This window comes from Nostoc sp. FACHB-888 (genome assembly GCF_014696655.1).
Classification (GTDB): domain Bacteria; phylum Cyanobacteriota; class Cyanobacteriia; order Cyanobacteriales; family Nostocaceae; genus Nostoc.
This window is the reverse complement of sequence record NZ_JACJQM010000056.1, coordinates 16,241-35,659: the sequence shown is the minus strand read 5'-3', so window position 1 is coordinate 35,659 and position 19,419 is coordinate 16,241. Positions and strand designations below refer to the sequence as shown.

At 41.1% G+C, this 19,419-nt stretch carries 22 protein-coding genes; 14 read left to right on the top strand and 8 right to left on the bottom strand.

The features are described from left to right. Positions 1–196 precede the first annotated feature (196 nt). Positions 197–1,141 carry a DUF1822 family protein gene (locus H6G26_RS25870; RefSeq protein WP_190732547.1) on the bottom strand — a complete coding sequence of 315 codons (945 nt, stop codon included), beginning with the start codon at positions 1,139–1,141 and terminating at the stop codon, positions 197–199. Positions 1,142–1,156: 15 nt separating this feature from the next. Continuing rightward, positions 1,157–1,807 carry a sigma-70 family RNA polymerase sigma factor gene (locus tag H6G26_RS25865; RefSeq protein ID WP_190732545.1) on the bottom strand — a complete coding sequence of 217 codons (651 nt, stop codon included), beginning with the start codon at positions 1,805–1,807 and terminating at the stop codon, positions 1,157–1,159. Positions 1,808–2,348: 541 nt separating this feature from the next. Between H6G26_RS25865 and H6G26_RS25860 the strand changes: the two genes are divergently transcribed. Next, entirely contained in the window at positions 2,349–2,633 is a 285-nt protein-coding gene (locus tag H6G26_RS25860) for a hypothetical protein (RefSeq protein WP_190732543.1), read from the top strand. Positions 2,634–3,276: 643 nt separating this feature from the next. On the opposite strand, the gene H6G26_RS25850 is transcribed toward H6G26_RS25860, so the two are convergent. Then, the gene (locus H6G26_RS25850; protein WP_242053872.1) at positions 3,277–3,618 is read right to left on the bottom strand and encodes a hypothetical protein; all 342 of its coding nucleotides are present in this window, start codon (positions 3,616–3,618) and stop codon (positions 3,277–3,279) included. Positions 3,619–4,008: 390 nt separating this feature from the next. Here H6G26_RS25850 and H6G26_RS25845 point away from each other — a divergent pair, with 390 nt between their 5' ends. Both H6G26_RS25845 and H6G26_RS25840 read left to right on the top strand, forming a co-directional pair. Further along, positions 4,009–4,809 (top strand): RMD1 family protein, encoded by an 801-nt coding sequence (locus tag H6G26_RS25845; RefSeq protein WP_190732541.1) that lies wholly within the window; start codon positions 4,009–4,011, stop codon positions 4,807–4,809. 181 nt (positions 4,810–4,990) lie between these two features. Continuing rightward, positions 4,991–5,329, top strand: coding sequence for a hypothetical protein (locus H6G26_RS25840; protein ID WP_190732539.1), 339 nt, complete (start codon positions 4,991–4,993; stop codon positions 5,327–5,329). Between the two features lie 469 nt (positions 5,330–5,798). Here the strand turns inward: H6G26_RS25840 and thrS are convergent, their stop codons facing one another. Further along, complete coding sequence (gene thrS / locus H6G26_RS25835) at positions 5,799–7,634, bottom strand: threonine--tRNA ligase (RefSeq protein WP_190732550.1); 1,836 nt, start codon at positions 7,632–7,634, stop codon at positions 5,799–5,801. Between the two features lie 520 nt (positions 7,635–8,154). Here thrS and H6G26_RS25830 point away from each other — a divergent pair. The 4 genes from H6G26_RS25830 to H6G26_RS25815 all read left to right on the top strand — a co-directional run bounded on the left by H6G26_RS25830 (position 8,155) and on the right by H6G26_RS25815 (position 11,296). After that, complete coding sequence (locus H6G26_RS25830; RefSeq protein ID WP_190732537.1) at positions 8,155–8,472, top strand: DUF2605 domain-containing protein; 318 nt, start codon at positions 8,155–8,157, stop codon at positions 8,470–8,472. Between the two features lie 350 nt (positions 8,473–8,822). Continuing rightward, positions 8,823–9,152, top strand: a complete 330-nt coding sequence (locus H6G26_RS25825) for a DUF2973 domain-containing protein (RefSeq protein WP_190732535.1) — start codon at positions 8,823–8,825, stop codon at positions 9,150–9,152. 294 nt (positions 9,153–9,446) lie between these two features. Then, a complete protein-coding gene (locus tag H6G26_RS25820; protein WP_190732533.1) occupies positions 9,447–10,313 on the top strand; it encodes an inositol monophosphatase family protein in 867 nt (288 codons plus the stop codon). A gap of 2 nt (positions 10,314–10,315) precedes the next feature. After that, entirely contained in the window at positions 10,316–11,296 is a 981-nt protein-coding gene (locus H6G26_RS25815) for a 2-dehydropantoate 2-reductase (RefSeq protein WP_190732531.1), read from the top strand. Positions 11,297–11,345: 49 nt separating this feature from the next. Here the strand turns inward: H6G26_RS25815 and H6G26_RS25810 are convergent, their stop codons facing one another. After that, on the bottom strand, positions 11,346–11,573 hold the full coding sequence (locus tag H6G26_RS25810) for a hypothetical protein (protein WP_190732528.1): 228 nt from the start codon (positions 11,571–11,573) through the stop codon (positions 11,346–11,348). A gap of 57 nt (positions 11,574–11,630) precedes the next feature. On the opposite strand from H6G26_RS25810, the gene H6G26_RS25805 reads away from it, so the two are divergent. Both H6G26_RS25805 and H6G26_RS25800 read left to right on the top strand, forming a co-directional pair. Next, the gene (locus H6G26_RS25805; RefSeq protein WP_190732527.1) at positions 11,631–13,115 is read left to right on the top strand and encodes an ABC transporter permease subunit; all 1,485 of its coding nucleotides are present in this window, start codon (positions 11,631–11,633) and stop codon (positions 13,113–13,115) included. Then, complete coding sequence (locus H6G26_RS25800) at positions 13,108–13,842, top strand: ATP-binding cassette domain-containing protein (protein WP_190732525.1); 735 nt, start codon at positions 13,108–13,110, stop codon at positions 13,840–13,842. Before H6G26_RS25805 ends, H6G26_RS25800 begins: the two co-directional genes overlap by 8 nt. Before the next feature lie 174 nt (positions 13,843–14,016). Here the strand turns inward: H6G26_RS25800 and H6G26_RS25795 are convergent, their stop codons facing one another. The 3 genes from H6G26_RS25795 to H6G26_RS25785 are packed head-to-tail and all read right to left on the bottom strand — an operon-like array spanning position 14,017 to position 15,408. Next, positions 14,017–14,352 (bottom strand): XisI protein, encoded by a 336-nt coding sequence (locus H6G26_RS25795; protein WP_190732523.1) that lies wholly within the window; start codon positions 14,350–14,352, stop codon positions 14,017–14,019. Next, positions 14,340–14,756, bottom strand: coding sequence for a XisH family protein (locus H6G26_RS25790; protein WP_190732520.1), 417 nt, complete (start codon positions 14,754–14,756; stop codon positions 14,340–14,342). The genes H6G26_RS25795 and H6G26_RS25790 overlap by 13 nt, the downstream gene beginning before the upstream one ends. Before the next feature lie 46 nt (positions 14,757–14,802). Continuing rightward, positions 14,803–15,408, bottom strand: a complete 606-nt coding sequence (locus H6G26_RS25785; protein ID WP_190732518.1) for a Uma2 family endonuclease — start codon at positions 15,406–15,408, stop codon at positions 14,803–14,805. A 73-nt stretch (positions 15,409–15,481) separates the two neighbouring features. On the opposite strand from H6G26_RS25785, the gene H6G26_RS25780 reads away from it, so the two are divergent. From H6G26_RS25780 to H6G26_RS25760, 5 genes are all read left to right on the top strand, one after another. Then, positions 15,482–16,162 (top strand): NAD(P)-binding domain-containing protein, encoded by a 681-nt coding sequence (locus H6G26_RS25780; protein ID WP_190732516.1) that lies wholly within the window; start codon positions 15,482–15,484, stop codon positions 16,160–16,162. 96 nt (positions 16,163–16,258) lie between these two features. Next, entirely contained in the window at positions 16,259–17,005 is a 747-nt protein-coding gene (locus H6G26_RS25775) for an SDR family oxidoreductase (protein WP_190732513.1), read from the top strand. A 6-nt stretch (positions 17,006–17,011) separates the two neighbouring features. Further along, entirely contained in the window at positions 17,012–17,950 is a 939-nt protein-coding gene (locus tag H6G26_RS25770; RefSeq protein ID WP_190732511.1) for a gluconolactonase, read from the top strand. 70 nt (positions 17,951–18,020) lie between these two features. Beyond that, positions 18,021–18,581, top strand: a complete 561-nt coding sequence (locus H6G26_RS25765) for an antibiotic biosynthesis monooxygenase (RefSeq protein ID WP_190732549.1) — start codon at positions 18,021–18,023, stop codon at positions 18,579–18,581. Positions 18,582–18,598: 17 nt separating this feature from the next. Beyond that, on the top strand, positions 18,599–19,309 hold the full coding sequence (locus H6G26_RS25760) for an SDR family oxidoreductase (RefSeq protein ID WP_190732509.1): 711 nt from the start codon (positions 18,599–18,601) through the stop codon (positions 19,307–19,309). Positions 19,310–19,419 lie beyond the last annotated feature (110 nt).

The following is a 19,419-nucleotide window of genomic DNA, read 5'->3' as shown; positions in this document are numbered from 1 at the left end:
AAGGGGGACTCTGATTCCGGTTCCCCCCTTTTTAAGGGGGGTTAGGGGGGATCAATAAGTGCCTAAAATCACAGCCAACCACTTTTCAAACAACCTCTGAGCGTAGTCGTAAAGCCTGCGGTATGGCCCTCTGCCTTATTTGATAACTTCACTTAAAATTATTAGGATAGTTAATAATATTCCTTGGTATTGATTTTTAGACTGTAAAAAACTCTCTAAAGTTGACATTGCCCAAGACAACTTTAATGCTAAAGTGCTCTCCTAGTTCGCTGCTAAAGTTTAGTTGAATACTCTTGGTGCTTCTGGCAGTAGCTTGCATCACAGCAGTACCTAAATCATCCAACACCATTATTTCAAGTTCTTCTGGTAGATACTTTTGGTTATTAGTTGGACACACTTTCACAAAAATATTTATTTCTTGCTCAGAAATGGGCATCAGTCCAACTATTAAAGCGATTGGTTTACTTTCTGGTTGTCGCCCTAAGTCCAGGAGTATACCTTGTTGCACACTAATAGTTGAATTGTCTGCTAAGTTTTCAGCTAAAGTTTGTTCAGCAGACCTAAATCCAAAAGCTAGCTCGGCTGCTTCAACCCTTTGCCAACCTACATCAACAACATTCATCAACCATTTGCTCAAATGAATTGGTTGTTTTTCTTTTTCAGGCGTTTCACTCAGTTGGACGATCAACTCTTCGAGCGATCGCAACTCGCTTAGAGGTACTGAATTACATTCGGTCACCATTTTAAGAAATCCTAACAGAGTTGCTTCTCTTAGAGATTTATTAACCTGTACAGCTACATAGCCAATTCTGTCTGAGCAAACTTCTGGTGGAATATGAATCACTTTTTCGCCTGGTAACACTGGAAGGCACTCGATCTTACCTTGACCAATAACTTCTAAATCAGCGACATCCATTACTGTTTGCATTGCTGAGTTCCAACTTAAACTTGCTGACCAATTAGTTTCAACCCCCATGCAACGAAGGTAGAATTTTACCGCAGCTACCGCTAAAGTATTGAGATAAACTTGCTTGGCTTTTTCTGGACTGCTATGCTGAGAGCAAAACTGTTCTGCTAATGCACGATCTGACAAACTAATAGGGACAGTAAAGGTTAAAGATTCTGAACAGTATCTCATCATTTATTAATCTCTGATTTAATTTACATCACTAACACAATACTCTTTTAACTTTGAAGAAAACTTATTTATGCATCGGTAATAAAAGCTGCTGACTGTAGGAATTTTTATTTTAAATTCCGTAGAAATTTCTTTCCAGGATTTTCCCAATAGTCGTCGTGTCGCTAATTCTTGAAAGTTGACTTGAGGAAATTTTTCTATACATTCATTTTTAAAAAGATTTTCTGGGTCTGATTCTATACATTCTTTCAAGATATCTGTAAGGTTTTTTGGTTCTTCCGGCGAGGCAATAAAATTATCTAGGTCAGTAATTGTTATTATTTGTATATTTGGCGAACTCTGAACTTTTTTAATAGCATTTTTAAAAAACCGCCGTTCTAAAAGCACATTGACCCACGCCATGACACTACCGCGTTCTGCATCGTACTTGTCAATTTTCTCACAAATATAAAGTAAGAGTTCTTGACGTGCCTCATCATAAATATTTTCATAGACAGCAGCTGAAAATTGACTTTTTTGTGGATGGCAAAGCCTACAGGAGCGCACAATACCATTAATCAGCTTTGTTAAAGCGAGTCGCCGTTCTAGCGATCGCGGTGGGTATTGTTGAGCCGAAATAGCCAGTTGTAGTAGATGTGAATCTAGTTTATCTTGTTCGGGATGATGCATTTGAGACTGCAAAAGCAAAAGTGAATCTCTATTTTTCTCTCGCTTTCCATCTCGAAATTTTACGCCAAACAATTGTTTTCGTTATAAATCTTTACCTTTAAAAGCTTTTGCAAATACGATGAGCTGTTCTATATAGCAATTAGACAGCCAGAGGATATCGCTAAACAAAATATAACCCTTGCGTATCCTTTATAATTCCATTACTACCATGCTGGATAAAAATAATGGTAATTACCTCATGGGAGCAAAGATTTAGCCACCGCACTAAACCTCATACGTTGAGCAAGTATGATCACCATCGCTCCAGATGGCAAAATACTTCCGATAGATATTTTGGCGGATTTTATATAAGTATGCCTTTCAACATAGTCATATATGAATATACTTTTTCGCTCTAATCTCAGCAATTAGACACTTGGAAAGAAAGTTTTGAATGTTTTAATATTATTAATAAATTTACAACTTAGATACAAACCTCTTCTTAAGAGAGGAGCCAGTTGTTTTTCTAAGTTAATTATTTGTAGCTAGGTAGTAATTAAAAATGACGCAAAATACATTGGTTGATAAAACCTTCCGCGACAACGATGGCAAAATTGTTATAGCTCAGATGCCCAATCTACCGCTTATTGTTTGGATAGTAAGTAGTTTACTAACCCTAATTTTTACAAGCGGCAAAATCAATACAGCATTAGACGTAGTAGCAATAGGCTCTTTGTTTACTTGGGCGTGGCTAGAATTATTTCAAGGCGTTAATTATTTTCGGAGAGCGTTAGGTCTTGCCGTATTGATTAGTCTTATCGTTTTCAAAAGTATTTATTCATACTAAGCAATTAAGCAACATTAGTATCCGCTCAGAAAATCCGGGTAAGGAGTAAAAGTAGACTCTGCACAGAATAACTCCCTACCCCGGAATTTTCAGGGGCTACACACATAAGATATCGAAACTAAATGCTGACAAAAAAGCAATTATTCAGTCCTAGAGGAATGAAAGCAGGTCAGCGTTGAATTGATCTTTGTGCGTGTCGGTCAGCCTGTGGGATGTGCAGATTGGTTAGTGCTTAAAGGTTTTAACAAAGCATACAGGCTGTGTTTGGTCAGTGAACTTTAGTCCCGATGGTCAACGGTTGGCAAGTGGCAGTGACGATCGCACAATATAAGCTGTGGGATGTCGTAACCGGACGCTGTATTCGGACGTTAATGAGTGTTGGCTGTATCAAGGTATGAATATTCAAGGGGCAAGGGGATTAACGAACGCTCAAAAAGCGACATTGAGATCGTTAGGGGCGATCGCGTAGTCTGTGTGTAGGGTGAGGAAAGATTTTAATTGCTCTGAAAATCCTCATCAACACTTATGAGGTCACTCTATGGAGCCAAATGATACATCTGCCCGTTACGACCGAATTGCCCAATGGTGGCAAACTGAGCACAAGGGCCGAGAATCGCTATATCAGACCTGACCATTTCTTCAGCTAATTTCTCAATAAATCAATCTCTTTATTATATTTGCGATGAAATTTCAATAATTCTAGATAAGCAAATGGTACTATTAGGGGCCAGAAAATAGTGATTAAAACTAAAATTATCTTAGAAAAAGAGCGCTTTTCTGGACTCATTTCTTTATCATCCATCAAGAAAAATAACCATTGGCTAAATAAACATCTTGCAAATGTTAAATAAACGATGATGCCAAGAGAAGTCAGAAGTAAATGTAACATTAAGCCTCTAATACTAATAGTAAAGTTTCGGTCAGCATCAAAAATTTTGATTGCTTTGCCAATATCCTTAAACTTAGTGGTAGATAAATATGCCACCAGCAAACACTAATAAGTTCGTTAAGGTTCCTTCTAAGTAAGAACTCTCAACCCTTTATTATCAGGCTAAAATGAGTATAAAACACAAACCTGATGTATGCTAGTTGGATTGGGCAAACCAGGGTGGCAGATTTGTGATATTTAGCTGGATATCCGCGTGAATAATTTGTGTGGGGCAATTACCCTGATGCTCAAGTGTTGCATTGTAGATTTTATCGAAGCTTTTACTTTAAAAGTATGGTGATGCGTACTAAGGTAGTACTGGATAAATTTCTTGGTAAGCTGAGATTGTAGCGATCTCCAACAACAGACATGAATTGCGTAGGCGTAGGCCGTCGTAGACATCGCTACTTAAGCAGTTCAGCAGGCAGAATATAGCATAGGGCGACAATGCAAAAACTCCTTTTTAATGATAGAGATAGATTTAGAGCGCAGGCCCTATTCCTTGGTAAAAATATTAACTTACAGAACTTGGAGAATTACGTTTGCTTGGCGACTATGCCAGTAATAGTTTCAGTCGGTGAACACGGCTGTGCCGTACTGCTTAACTATGGTGCAGTTGTCCTGTTTAATCTTGAGCCTGTGGAAAAGGTAGCCTTTTTGACCAAATTCTCCTCTCAAGTTAGTGGCTCTTTTGCCAACCCAGAAACAGAAGAGGTAGAAATTCATCTCAACGTAGCAGAGAGTGAGCGAGTTAAAGAAGGAAAAATTTCGCTGCATGAATTTAGTGTAGAACGCTTGCAGATAGTGGCTGATATTCTCGCCAAGAGTGTTGTGCTGTCTCACTATGAAACCAGTCTAGCGGGTGTATTTGATCAAATTGAACCCTTTGCAGCTAGTCTCCAGCGTGAAAACAGGGGTAGACGCCAGAGCCGGGAATTACTGCGTCAACTTGGAACTACCCTATTAGTTCAACATAAGATTGTCGGTCAAGTAGAAATTATCGATAAGCCGGAGTTACTCTGGGAATCCCCACAGCTAGAAAACTTATATCTGCGCTTGGAAGATGAATACGAAATCCGTGAACGTCACCATGCCCTAGAACGCAAATTAGATTTAATTTCCCAAACTGCACAAACGGTGCTGGAGTTCATGCAGCATAGCAGTAGCCAGCGAGTAGAGTGGTATGTGGTGATTTTGATTGTGGTGGAGATTCTGCTGTCACTATACGACATCATTTTCAAAAGCTAACGCTAAATTTGGAGAGCGTAAACCTATTGGACTAACCCAAAACCGCTATATTCTACCAGACGATTTATAATCACCTGGGCTAGGTGCAAAATGTTAATTAAAAACATTCTTCCCTACGAACGTGATAGAAAATACTTGTATGATTTATGATTTTTGACTCATAGTGTAAGGATTACAGATAATGCACGTTCTCAAAAGATCCATCAAACCAGCCACTTATATATCGTTTCTCCACATTTACCAAACTACTTGGGGAACTGCGGGTGATATTTGTTTAATCCGTGAATCTGTAGCTGATGAGAGTACAGCAAAGTTTATCGGTCACAAAATCCAACTAGCAATTCCAAGAGGGTTGGAGCGCGATCGCATCGCTAACTGTCCGATAATCAAAGTTGCAGGTAATGTCGGTGACGGACATCCTAAAGAGCATCCGTTGGAATGGGAGGTTTATGAAGGCGTAGATCCAGAAATCGCTTTAGCGGCTCTCAAACCTTGGGGCTTCAAGTTAATTGAACTATAATGTGGCGATTCCATATAACGCTTTTTTATTACTCTCATTAGAGAATATTTAAGACCTTGTTTGTCTGTGCTTGGTTCCAAACAAGGATTTTTTTGGTTTTGCTGATAAAGCTTGGCTTTGAAAAAGATTCAAGGTAGCATCTTATTTTTCTCTGCTCAAAGACATAAAAGAGCGATAAATTACGAATTAGTAATTACTAACTACTAATTACTAATGCACCAAATGAAAAAGCGATCGCCTTTTTTCCTATTTCCCTTTACCCTGCTGTTGACTCTCTTTTGCGCCCTACCTTGGGTAAGCGTACCCTTCGGGAAGCAAGCTACGCGTAGCGTCTCTAAGAGTTGCTCGTTGTAGACATCGCACCTTTATCAAAACCTACCAGCTAGCCGATAATCTGCTCACAATCAACCTCAGTACCCTACTAAACAAAACGCACACCAATTAATTAGTGTGCGTCTGCGGTTAGATTTTAGAAATTCTCGAACTTAGCGATCGCATCTTTCATTTTATCCACCACCTCATCGACAGAGATAACTCCCAATTCCCCAGAGGCGCGGGTACGGATACTTAAGGTGTTTGTTTCCACTTCCTTAGCTCCCACCACAGCCATCACGGGTATTTTTTCTTTCTCTGCATTGCGAATTTGTTTACCCAAGCGATCGCCACTAGTATCAACTTCTGCACGGATGCCCAACGCACGCATCTTCGCCACTACATCTTTAGCAAAGTCTAGCTGTGTATCACCCACTGGGAGTAACCTAGCTTGCACTGGCGCTAACCACAAAGGAAAATCGCCTGCATATTCTTCAATTAAGATCCCAATCAGCCGTTCTAGCGAACCAAAAGGCGCACGGTGAATCATCACTGGACGTTTGCGAACACCATCTTCAGCGACGTATTCCAACTCAAAGCGTTCTGGCAAATTGTAATCTACCTGCACAGTTCCTAATTGCCACTCCCGATCTAGGGCATCACTAAAGATAAAGTCAAGTTTGGGCCCATAAAAAGCCGCTTCCCCAATTCCTTCAAAATGTTCCATCCCCAAGGTTTCAACTGCACGGCGAATTGCACCTTCGGCTTTGTCCCAAACTTCATCGGAACCCATGTACTTATCACTAGCAGGATCGCGAAAACTCAGTCTAGCTTTAAAGTTCTTTAGTTGCAGACTATTGAACACCGACAAAATCAAATCCACTACACTGAGGAATTCGCTATCTAGCTGTTCTGGGGTGACGAACAGGTGAGAATCATCCACAGTGAAACCGCGCACCCGCGTTAAACCGCCCAATTCGCCTGATTGTTCGTAGCGGTAAACAGTACCAAATTCCGCCAGTCGCATCGGTAATTCTCGATAAGAGCGTAACTCACTCTTATATATTTGGATGTGGAAAGGGCAGTTCATCGGCTTCATAACGAAGCCCTGTTCCTGTGCAGCCGATTCCTGATCATCTGCCATTAAGGGGAACATATCTTCTTTATATTTCTGCCAATGTCCAGAGGTTTTAAATAAATCTACTCTGGCAATGTGAGGTGTTACTACAGATAAGTAACCCCGTTTTAGCTGTTCTTGCTTGAGGAAATCTTCTAAAGTACTCCGCAACAAAGTACCTTTGGGTGTCCACAAAGGTAAACCCGGCCCCACTTGGTCAGAAAATATAAATAAACCCAGTTCCTTGCCAAGTTTGCGGTGATCTCGCCGCAGCGCTTCTTCTTTACGTCGCTTATATTCAGTGAGTTGTTCTGGACTTTCCCAAGCGGTGGCGTAAATCCGTTGTAATTGGGCTTTGGTTTCATCCCCACGCCAATAAGCGCCAGCAACGCTTTCTAATTCTATTGCCTTGGGGTTTAATTCACTGGTATTTTCCAGATGAGGCCCCCCACACAAATCCCACCATTCATTGCCCAAGTGGTAAATCGTGATTGGCTCGTTTTTGATATCTGCTAGGATTTCTAGCTTGTAAGGTTCGTTAATTTCCTGAATCCGGCGTTCGGCTTCTTCGCGGCTGACTTCTTCCCGAATTACCGCTAACTTGCGATTGATAATCTTCGCCATCTCTTTTTTGATGACTTTAAGATCATTTTCGCTAAATGGTTCTGGATTGTCGAAGTCGTAGTAAAAACCGTTTTCAATCCAAGGGCCGATTGTAACTTGCACCTTGGGAAACAGCTTTTGTACTGCCATTGCCATTACATGGGAAGCAGTGTGGCGAATCTTCTTTAAGTTCTCCGATTCGCTGGTACGCGGTAAATAAATTTTTTCAACTTGTTCTGACTGTTGTGACTGATTTGATGAATTTGACGACATTGGCTGCTGAACCGTTGGCGAAGTGATTACAAAAGGTGATTTATCTGAATCTGTAGGCTTATTCAACTATAACGACTTTGGTTTTTGCCAGTTCAGCTTTATTCAAGAAAGAATTCAGGAGTCAGAATTCAGCATAAATTGAAGTCCGATGGTTACTGAGCTTGTTGAAGCATTGACAAACGCAGCCCGTTCGCTCTTAGCGTCTCAAAGAGAAGGAGTCTGCGTACCCCTGCTTTCTGTCTGCGACACGCTAAGAGCGAATGTAGAGAGTGTCTGAATCAAAGAATTTAAGCCTCCCACTGAATATGCAGATTTAGTGGTGCTTCTTCAGCTATACCTAAGATGCCTCTCTAAAGGATCTGTACAAACCCATTAGGAAGATTATATAATAATTTCTGTATTCTTTGTTACATAACTGTACATATTCTAAAATGATGAAATAAATAATTAATAAGAAATATGTTAAGAAACGTAAATAAGGTTAATATTAGTAAGAAAGTTGGAAATATGCTTCTCATTTATGTCAGACTCAAATTTACCAGGGACTGAGTTGCTGAAAACGGTTTTAGAACCCTTGCTAGAAGATTTTCATCATTGGTTTGTGCGATCGCGCCATTTACTCGAAACTGAACAGTTATCATTTATGAGTGACCAAGAAAAATCTGATTTGCTCTTACGTGTTAAGCAAGCGCAAGATGAACTAAGTACGGCAAAAATGCTATTTAATGCTACTGATAAACAAGTCGGGATTGATATGGCAACCTTAATGCCTTGGCATGAATTAGTAACAGAATGCTGGAATGTGGCAATGCGCTTTCGTCAAACGCGTGAAGCATAAGTCGTTGATGGGAGCATCTGCTATATTTTGGCCTTGACTTTGAATTTTGAACTCTGAGCAAACCGACCTGACTTGCCTCTTTGCATCTACACCAGATGATAAATCACCCATTCATTAAAGAAATAGTAAAAATCTCTTAAGATTTTCTTAACATTATTTGGATTAACAATGTAATGTATCCTATGCTACCGTAAGTGGAATAACGGTTGACAATTAGCTCCATATAAATGTAAGCGCACAAAGAGTGCCAAAAATGCTTGTCCTAACTGTAAGTCACAGTGTCGGCGAGACAAAACGTTACAAAATAAAAGATAAAAGTTTTAAAAATTGCTGTCCTGGAGGAAAATTCAATGTTACACCTACTTTACATTCTTGCTTTTACAATCCTTGCATTTATAGCTGTTGGCAACTTGATTCGTAACCTGATCATGTTCAGTTTTGATCGGGAGCGAACTTATCCGACGAATTCCTCGCCAGTGAATAATCAAGGCAGCTATGGTTATTATTCATCAAAAAAACAGTTTGTACCCCATCCAGAATTATTAGATAACGCGGGCAACTTAATTAAAGAGCCACTTTTGGTAATGCGTTCGATTAACGTTGAAGATGCGCGTCAACATCTTGATGCACTTTACGAAGCATCCCCAGGACATAAAAGAGAGAATTCTGAAGAAGCGTAAAAGTTAGGTATTAGAAGTTTGGATGTAATTATTGTTGCTTTTACATCCTTAATCTTTCTCTTGGCAGAAATTTATGAGAAGTGATACGTAAAACCCCGAATACAATTTGGGGTATATATCGATGGATGAATTTGTTCATCCATCGATTTTATTTTAAAGCTTAACCAGATACACAGATTAGAGTAATATAGCAACGATGGTATCATTGCATCAAAATGATACCGTAATTTTGTCTAGATATAGAATTCTATCGCCCTGCCAACGGTAGATTACTTCTAAAAGGAGTTTGCTGCAATGCCCATAACACCTACTACTCGACTGATTTTGGAGACTTTGCTCCCCCATCTCAAAGTAGCAGCAGGCTATGCCCGTTTTCTTCAACCAAAAATTGCTGCACTTCCCGCAAAAGAACAAGGAAACTTTTTTAGTGCTGCACTTACTGATGCGGATGTGGCTATTCAAAATTTAGTAGAAGTAGTACTACTGGGCACTTTCCCAGATATTCGCTTTTATGGTGAAGAGTATGAAAGTTCTAACAACACCAAATATTTTCGTGCTACCGAACTCGGTTTAGAAGGTGATTACTTAGTCACACTCGACCCAATCGATGGTACTAAGTTTTACATGGATGGGCATTCTAATTATCAAATTATTCTCAGTATTCTAAATTCAGATGACTTTGAAGCAGTACTCGCTATTTCCCCTGCCCAAAATATTTATTTTTATGCCCTTCGAGGCGAAGGTGCTTTTAAAGGGACTCTGGAGATGAGTTTAGAAGCCTGTGCCCCATTACACATAACATCCACTAAACCTTCTATTTTGTTGGGATGGGGTATGAATTATATCGCACATTTACTAAAAGATCGATATCAAGTAATCGATATAGAGACTGATTATTCTAGTGATATTCAAATTCCCAACCTCAATGGTATTCTCAGTGGTGACTTGAGTGGAGCAGTCATCAAATCGGGCAAATTTATTGATGGTGCTGCACTTGCTTTTATTGCAAGAGAGGCTGGCTGCATTGTAACTACTCTGGACGGTTCGACTTTACCGCCACTGCATACTTGTGAAAACTATAGCCTGCCTGGATTGATAATAGCTGTCTCAAAATCTGTTCATCAAGACCTACTGAAAGCAATGCAAAGCGTAGCTGTTTGAGGATGAAAATTTGTATTGTTGGCGCGGGTGCCATCGGTGGATATTTAGGAGCAAAATTGGCGCTGGCAGGTGAAGCAGTGACGTTAATTGCGCGTGGTTCTCATTTGGAGGCAATTCAAAAAAATGGGTTGAAGTTGCTGATGGCAGATGGTTCCAGCCAAATTGTTACTCCCTCTTTAGCAACTAGCGAGATTCAGGAAGCAGGGGCACAAGATGTAGTAATTTTAACTGTCAAGGCTCACAGTTTGCCTGCGATCGCACCTCTTCTCCCTGCACTTTACGATGCTCACACGATGGTGGTAACCGCCCAAAATGGCGTTCCTTGGTGGTACTTTCGCAAGTATGGCGGTGAGTATGAAGGTACGCGGATTCAATCTGTTGACCCACATGGGATTATTGAAGCTAGTATCGGTGCTGATCGCGCCATCGGTTGTGTTGTTTACCCGGCAACTGAGATAATTGAACCAGGTGTGATTAAGCATATTGAAGGCGATCGCTTTACTCTTGGTGAAATCGACGGCACTAAAACCGAACGCATCCAATTATTGGCACAGACTCTCAAACAGGCAGGATTCAAAGCACCAATCCGCAATCAAATTCGCACGGAAATTTGGATTAAGTTGTGGGGAAATGTGGCATTTAATCCGATCAGTGCGCTGACTGGTGCGACTCTAGAGGATATTTGCCGCTATCCCCTCACCCGTGAACTAGCGCGGCAAATGATGAGTGAAACTCAAGCGATCGCCCAAAAGTTGGGTATAAAGTTTGGCATCACTTTAGAACAGCGAATTAATGGGGCAGAAAATGTTGGCGCTCACAAAACCTCGATGTTACAAGATATTGAAGCAGGACGCGCTACGGAAATGGACGCTATTGTTGGCGCGGTAGCAGAATTGGGAAAACTCACTCAAATTCCCACACCTTATATTGATGCTATTTATGCCAGCGTCAAGCTGCTGGAAGCGACCAAAATCAAAATCTGACAGTCCCGAAGTTCTCATGGGATTAAGCAGAGACTTTACCATGCATTAATTAGTATTTGTAAGCCGATGCAATGGCATTGTAAGCCGATGCAATAGCATTGTAAGCCGATGCATTGGCATTGTAAGTCAATGCAATGGCATTGTAAGTCGATGCATTGGCATTGTAAGTCGATGCATTGGCATTGTAAGTCGATGCATTAGCATTGCAATTGCGGAGCAAAGGTATAAGGGAATATTTAGAAAACTTGTATGTACACCATACCCATTCAGAGGACATGATATCACAGGTATTATTTGCTCGATTGATGTAACAGTTTAAGGTGCGAAATATTTTATGAAGAAAAAAAAAGGATGGTTATTAACAATACTGGTTGTAGCAGCAGTAGGAATCATCATTACAGGACATAGCAATTCTCTAAAAGCTGCCTCACCTTTAGGTAAAGACACGCTGACAATGATTACTTCACCAGATTATCCCCCTTATGAGTTTTATGATACGAAAGGAGGCGATCGCCAAATCGTTGGCTTTGATATAGATATTGCCAAAACCCTTGCTGAAAAATTAGGGTTTAAACTCCAAATAATGGAATCCGATTTTAATGGGTTAATTCCTTCACTCCAAGCAAATCGCGCTGATTTTGTAATGGCTGGGATGACTCCGACTCCAGAACGTCAGAAAAATATTGATTTTTCAATTATTTATTACGAAGCTAAAGATACAATTGTCGCTCCTAAAGGCAGCAACCTAAAGCAGCCTCAAGATTTATCGGGAAAAAAGGTTGGGGTACAACTAGGAACGATACAGGAACAAAATGCTCAGAAAATTGCTAAAAAATTTGCGGGTATTCAGCTAAAGCAACTCAACAGAGTGCCGGAAGTAGTTCAGGAAATCAAATCTGGGCGAATTGATGCAGCAATTATTGAGGATACCGTCGCTAAGGGATTTGCCCAAGCTAACCCAGATTTAGAATTTAATATAATTCCCTCAGAGGAAGCAAGTGGATCAGCGATCGCATTTCCCAAAGGTTCTTCTTTAGTAGAACCGTTTAACAAAGTCCTTCAACAAATGAAGGACGATGGCACATTGAATAAACTTGTAGCCAAGTGGTTTTCACAGAATACTGCCAATCCTGGATCTTCAACTCCTGCCAAAGGTGGATTCAATCTCGACTTCGCCAGAATTCTTCCAGACATTCCCTTTATTCTTCGGGGAATCCCTTTAACTTTGTTGTTTACACTATTATCTGTATCTTTGGGCTTAATCTGGGGAACAATCCTGTCTCTATTAAAAATTATCGGCATCAAGCCGCTTACTTGGGTTGCTAACGCCTATACCTCTGTTTTTCGAGGCACACCTTTGTTATTACAGTTGGCGTTGGTTTACTACGCAACACCCCAGCTTACAGGCTATGACATTTCAGCGTTGCAGGCTGGGGTGCTAACTTTTACCCTGAATTCTGGTGCTTATATGTCAGAAACCATCAGGGGTGGGATTCAAGCGGTGGATAAAGGACAAAGTGAAGCGGCGATGTCTATGGGTGTTCCCTATTGGTTGATGATGTGGGATGTGATTTTGCCCCAAGCATTGAAGAACATTCTGCCAGCATTGGTAAATGAAACTATCGGATTGCTCAAAGATTCTGCGCTGGTGTCAACTATTGGCGTGGTGGAAATATTACGCAGCGCCCAAATCGTTGGTGCAAACAAGTATATTTATTTTGAACCACTGCTATTTGCAGGGTTAATTTACTATGTTTTAGTAATGGGCATGACTTTGGGTGCATCTGCTTTAGAAAGGAGGTTACGGGAAAGTGAATAATGTAGTAATTCGCACGGAATTCTTATGTAAATCCTTTGGCAAACTTGACGTACTCAAAGATATTTCTACTGAGTTTTATCAGGGGGAAGTGGTTGCCATATTAGGCCCTTCTGGTTCAGGTAAGTCTACCTTTCTGCGATGCATAAACTTGCTAGAACAACCCACCAGAGGAAGAATCTACTTTCACAAGCAAGAAATCACCAATCCCAAGGCGAACATCGCTAAGGTGCGCCAGCAATTGGTAATGGTATTTCAACATTTTAATTTGTTTCCCCACATGAATGTGCTGCAAAATGTCACCTACGCACCGATAAAGGTGAAAGGAATAAACAAGCAAAAAGCACAACAGCATGGCTTAGAATTGCTTGCTAAGGTAGGTTTAGAAGAGAAAGTGTCTGTCTATCCATCCAAACTATCGGGGGGACAGAAACAGCGAGTAGCGATCGCTCGGGCATTAGCAATGGAACCAGAGATGATTTTGTTTGATGAACCCACCTCTGCGTTAGATCCAGAGATGGTTAAGGATGTGTTGGAAGTGATGAAAGCTTTAGCACTTTCTGGAATGACAATGGCGATCGTTACCCATGAAATGGGCTTTGCCAGAGAAGTTGCTAATCGGATTATGTTCCTCGACCAGGGAATTTTAGCAGAAGATAGTACCCCTGGTGAGTTTTTCCAAAATCCTAAGTGCGATCGCGCCAAGCAGTTCTTGGAAAAAATGCTTTAGAACAATTGAAATTCGCCGCTTTTTTTGTATTCTTGTCCAAAACAGGGCGATCGACAAGTCTTATTTAACCTCTCCCCCAACCCCTCTCCGTGTCGGAGAGGGGAGCAAAAAGCTGAACTTTTCGTTGCTCCTCCCTTTCCGTTTCGGAGAGGTTCATCTTAACCTTCAGTTATCTTAACCAACAGCGAATTCGGTAAATTGTCGTTTAAAGGGAGAATGAAAAGCCAAAACGATGTCTTTTTTGGGTATACCTCGACTAATAAGTTCGTTGGCAATACCTCCTTCTGTACCATCGTGTTGAATCCAAATTTTTTCGTTTTTAATATCTAAATGTAAAACACACCCATATACACGGCGCTTATTTGACCATCCCGCATGAACAACTTGATAGCGATCGCGTTCTTTATCAAAAATAACTTCTGCTTCGACTTCTTCGTTGCTGGCTTTGATTTCGCTGTAAGCTAGCAACAGTTCTTGAATAAGTTGACGGTACTGTTCTACTTTTGCCATTTTACGATCGCCTCCTCTTCTGGATCGAAAACAATCAGCCGAACTTGGTAACGTTGGATTAATAAGCCTGGTAGTTCTAAAGTAAAAAAAGAACGATAGGTGTCTAAGGGAACTGCTAAATATAGAAGTCTCTCAGGTTGTTCTTCTTCAAGTGCTAATTGATATTTGAGATACTGTCCTAAAGCAGTACTAAATTCAGTTGTAGTAGATGGAGCAACAAAGCTTTTAACTTCAACCGCAATTTTTTCTTGATTTCGTTCAGCTGCTAAAACTTTCTCTGCACCGAGGTCGATATACATATCCAAACCACCAAAACGCAGAAAAAGCGGGTCATTAGTGATGAGCCAATCCTCTTTCTCTAAAGCGCGTTTTACTGCATTATGGAATATGTCTTTCGCCGCCATAGATTCCTAGAATTTTGATTTTGTTCCTATAAAACTAGCTTACTCCCTACCAAACCTGACTTAAATCTAAAACAAACCCAGGTAGCAACGGTTCACCATAAAGTGTCTTAGGATTATCTAATTGTTCAACTGCAATATTAGGACGATAAATAAAAACTTGGCGCTGTTTTCTATCAATTAACCAACCAAGTTGTGTCCCATTATCAATATACTCTTGCATCTTGTCTTGCAAAATTCGTAAGTTATCGCTCTCAGAACGCAATTCAATCACAAACTCAGGACAAATCGGTGCAAACTTTTTTCGCAGTTCTGGTGGTATAGCTTCCCAGCGATCGCGTTTTATCCACGCTGCATCTGGCGATCGCACCGCACCATTCGGCAAAGTAAACCCACCACTGGAACCAAACCCTACACCTGTACCATCTTGCTTTGTCCAAATACCCAACTGAACAATAATGTCAAAGTTATGTTGATCAGTTTCGGAACCAGTAGGGGGCATAATCACTAATTCTCCCATAGCATTACGTTCAATGCGAAAGTCGCGGTTTAGCTGACAGAATTCATAAAACTGATCTTCGGTTAGTGCGATCGCAGGTTGCAATTGCAAAACCATTGGTATAATTTCTGTGGCTACAGGTAAGTTGGTGGTCATAATTGCTTTGTGGCTACTTCACCTGCTTTAACTATAATCTTTTCACAATCTACGGTGGAATGAGGGTTAACTCATGAAGATTGGAATTATTGGCAGTGGAAACATGGGGCGCTCTCTAGGTATTCTCTGGGCAGAGCAGGGGCATGAAGTATTTTTTGGCTCTCGTGATGCCCAAAAAGGAAAAGCAACGGCAGAGTTGGCAGAACGCGGAACGCAAGGCGGTACAAATGATCAGGCGGCGGCGTTTGCTGATGTAATTTTGTGGACAGCACGCAACATTATGCCAAAAGAGTTGCTTTCTCATCCTGAAGTTCTCAACAGTAAAATTATTATTGATTGCAATAATCAGGATATTCCTGAAGGATTTGCTTATCCACCAATAGTAGAATCCCTAGCCGAAAAGCTTGCTAAAGATATACCTCAAGCGCGGGTGGTAAAAGCTTTTAATACTATGGCGCAGGAAGTCTTTGAATTAGCACCTGAACCACTAAAAAAATATGGAGTTTCTGTTTTTGTTGCAGGAGATGATGAGCAAGCCAGAAAAACAGTGATGGGACTTGCCCAAGAAATCGGATTTTTAGCAGTAGATTCTGGTGTTTTACGTAATGCTCGATTGGTAGAAGGGTTAGGAGATTTTATTCGCCTGATCATGATTGGTCAAAAACAGGGTGTTTATGCAACTATCTCTGTCAATGTCTTACCTACGGCATCAGGACAACGCTTAGGTGGACGGCAAGCTTCGAGTTTAAAGTAAGTCAGAATCATTGATTGAATACATTGCTGCAATCGACTTGCTTAATTCATTGCATCTCAGTACAGTACAATCAAAAACAGTTTCAAGGTCATAAAAATGACGACTCAAAAAAGGATTGCTGTGGTAACAGGCAGTAATCGAGGGCTAGGCTATGCTATTTCCCGTCAATTATCCAAAATTGGCAACCGCGTAATTCTGACGAGTCGTAATGAAACAGATGGTCTTGCTGCTAAAGGGCAGCTTACCAGTGAAGGGCTTGATGTTGACTATCACACGCTGGATGTCACGAATGACGGAAGTGTGCAACAGTTTACAGAGTGGCTGCGTGAAACTTACGGCAAGGTAGATATTCTGGTCAATAATGCAGGCGTGAATCCCACAACTAAGCCGGAGGAGTCCAGCTTACTAACTGTGCAACTGGAAACGATGCGATCAACCTTTGAAACCAATGTTCTAGCAGTACTCAGAATTTCTCAAGCATTAATTCCGTTGATGAAGGTGCAAAACTACGGTCGCATTGTCAATATCTCAACCGAAATGGCATCTCTAACATCAGTTCCCACTGATTACTACCCTTTAGCGCCTTCTTATCGACTCTCAAAGGTAGGAGTAAATGGACTAACCGTGCTTCTCGCTAAGGAACTCCAAGGTACTAATATTCTCGTAAATGCCTATTCTCCGGGTTGGATGAAAACAGATATGGGGGGAGATAATGCCCCGTTCACAGCAGAAGAAGGAGCTAAAACTGCTGTCTATTTAGCAACACTTCCCGATGGGGGAGCGCAAGGACTGTTTTTTGCAGAGATGCGAAAGTTTGGTGGCCCCATTCAATTACAATGGTAGGTTAATATGGGAAATTCCGCAGATTTACCGTCTATTTACGCAGATAAGCCGATTGAATTAGCACCTGCTAAAATTATTACCTCGTTTCCCGTTAATACTTTTTTGGAAAATCTAGCAATCGCATCAGATGGCACAATCTTTGTAAGTAATCATGAGGTCGGCGAGATCGTTCGCATTACTTCAGATGGTAATCAGCAAATTCATGCCACTGTTGAAGGCAAAGTAAGTGGTCTTGCTTTCACTACCAACGGCGATCTGGTGGCAACAGGCTGGAATGCTGATTCTATACCCGTGGTTTCTCTAGTTAAAAGTGATGGCACGGTGGAAACGTTGCTGACACTGCCAGATGCAATATTTCTCAATGGCATCACGCCACTTTCCAACACTCAGTATTTAACAGCAGATTCCTATCGTGGTGCAATCTGGCTAATTGATGTTACTCAACCCAGTGGATCAATTTGGCTAGAACATCCAATGCTGGCTCGTAGCAATTCGGAGAGCGTGTTTCCGGCTGCTAATGGCTTAAAGCGTTTTGGTGATTTCCTCTACGTTTCAAATACGGAAAAAATGTTGTTGTTGCGGATTCCTATTGATAGCACTAATAAACCAGGTGAGCCGGAAATTTTTGTTGAGCAGACCAATATTGATGACTTTGCCTTTGATGTAGAAGGCAACCTTTATGGAGCAACGCACATTTACAACAGTGTGGTAAGAATTGCGCCCGATCGCAGTACTACTATCATTGCTCAAGCCGAGTCAGGTGTAATTGGCAGCACAGCAGTGGCTTTTGGTCAAAGTGAGGGCGATGTCTACGACGGGCTACGCCTACGCACTGCAATTTATGTTGTAACTAATGGTGGAATGTTTTTACCTCCACCTACTGGTGTCGTTCCTGCTAATGTTGTTCGGCTTGAAGTTGGAAAAACTGGGTATTCCTTAACTTGAGAATGACTCAACCATGCTACGGTTGCAAAAACTTACAACTATTAACTTGATGGTGACATAACTAATGGAGATGGAACAGGACGAGCAATTTGTAACCGTGGTCATTACACAAGTTGTAAAGCCAGGATGCGAAAGCGCTTACGAGGCTTGGTTGAAAGATATTACCAGAGTTGCCAGAACCTATCTAGGGCATCTAGGAACAAATGTGATTCGTCCCCAACTTGGAGTGCGAAATGAATATGTGATCATCTTCCGGTTTGACGGTTATGAAAATTTGAAGGTGTGGATGACATCGCGCGATCGCGAATATTGGCTCAATCAAGGTAAACATCTGGTAGAATCCGATCCTGATGTTCAACAAATTTGTGGATTAGAAGCTTGGTTTTCTCTTCCCGGTCAACCACTGAAAACTCCACCGCGCTATAAAACAGCATTGCTAACTTGGGGAGCTGTATTTGTGTTGATTAATTTGTTGAATACATTTATAACGCCTCTGCTTCGCGGCTTACCTCCCTTAATTATTTCGTTGATCATTACCATTACTATGGTTTTGCTATTAACATATATTGTCATGCCTAGAGTTAGCCGTTTGTTTAGTTCTTGGCTATATCCTAAATCACGAAAAGTTTAGGAATTTAAATTACTTATATGGCACAAAAAATAGCGATTATTACGGCTGCTAGTCGAGGGATTGGCGCAGGTTGTGCGCGAGAGTTAGCAGCGCAGGGTTATAGGGTTTCACTAATGGCGCGATCGCTTGAGATTCTGGATTTAGCAGATGAATTAGGGGGTATTGCTACTCAAGGATCAATTACCAATTTTCAAGACTTACAACAATTAGTAGAGACAACTTTAACTCAATTCGGTCGTATTGATGCAGTAGTAAATAGTTTTGGAGATCCACCCCGACCAGATTTGCTATCTATTTCTGACGAAATGTGGATAGAAAACTTTGAAATGCTGTTTTTGAGTGTTGTCCGCATCGCCAAACTAGTTACAGAAGCAATGCGATATTCAGGAGGCGGTGTCATCGTGAATATTTCCGCGTGTGACTCCCATGAACCAGAATTAGGGACACCCTTTAGCGGTACACTCCGCGCCGCAATGGAAGGGTTTACAAAACTTTATGCCAGGCGTTACAAAGCAGATAGAATTCGCATGGTTTCCGTAGCGCCTTTTTTTGTCGCAGATTCAATGGCAGAGTTAGAGGGATGGAATGTACCTTCGGATTTGATGCTTGGTCGTCCTACTACCTATGCAGAGTTTGCTAAAATAATCGCTTTTCTGATTTCTGATGATGCCAAGTTTATTACAGGCACAACTTTGAAGGTGGATGAAGCCTATTCTTCTGCTATTTAGTTTTAATTTCTAGGTCGGGAAATACAAGCGATGCCTATGGCGGGCTACGCCTACGCACCTGATCGCCCCTCCAAAATGCCAAAATGTTAGGGGTAGTTATCTAACCACCC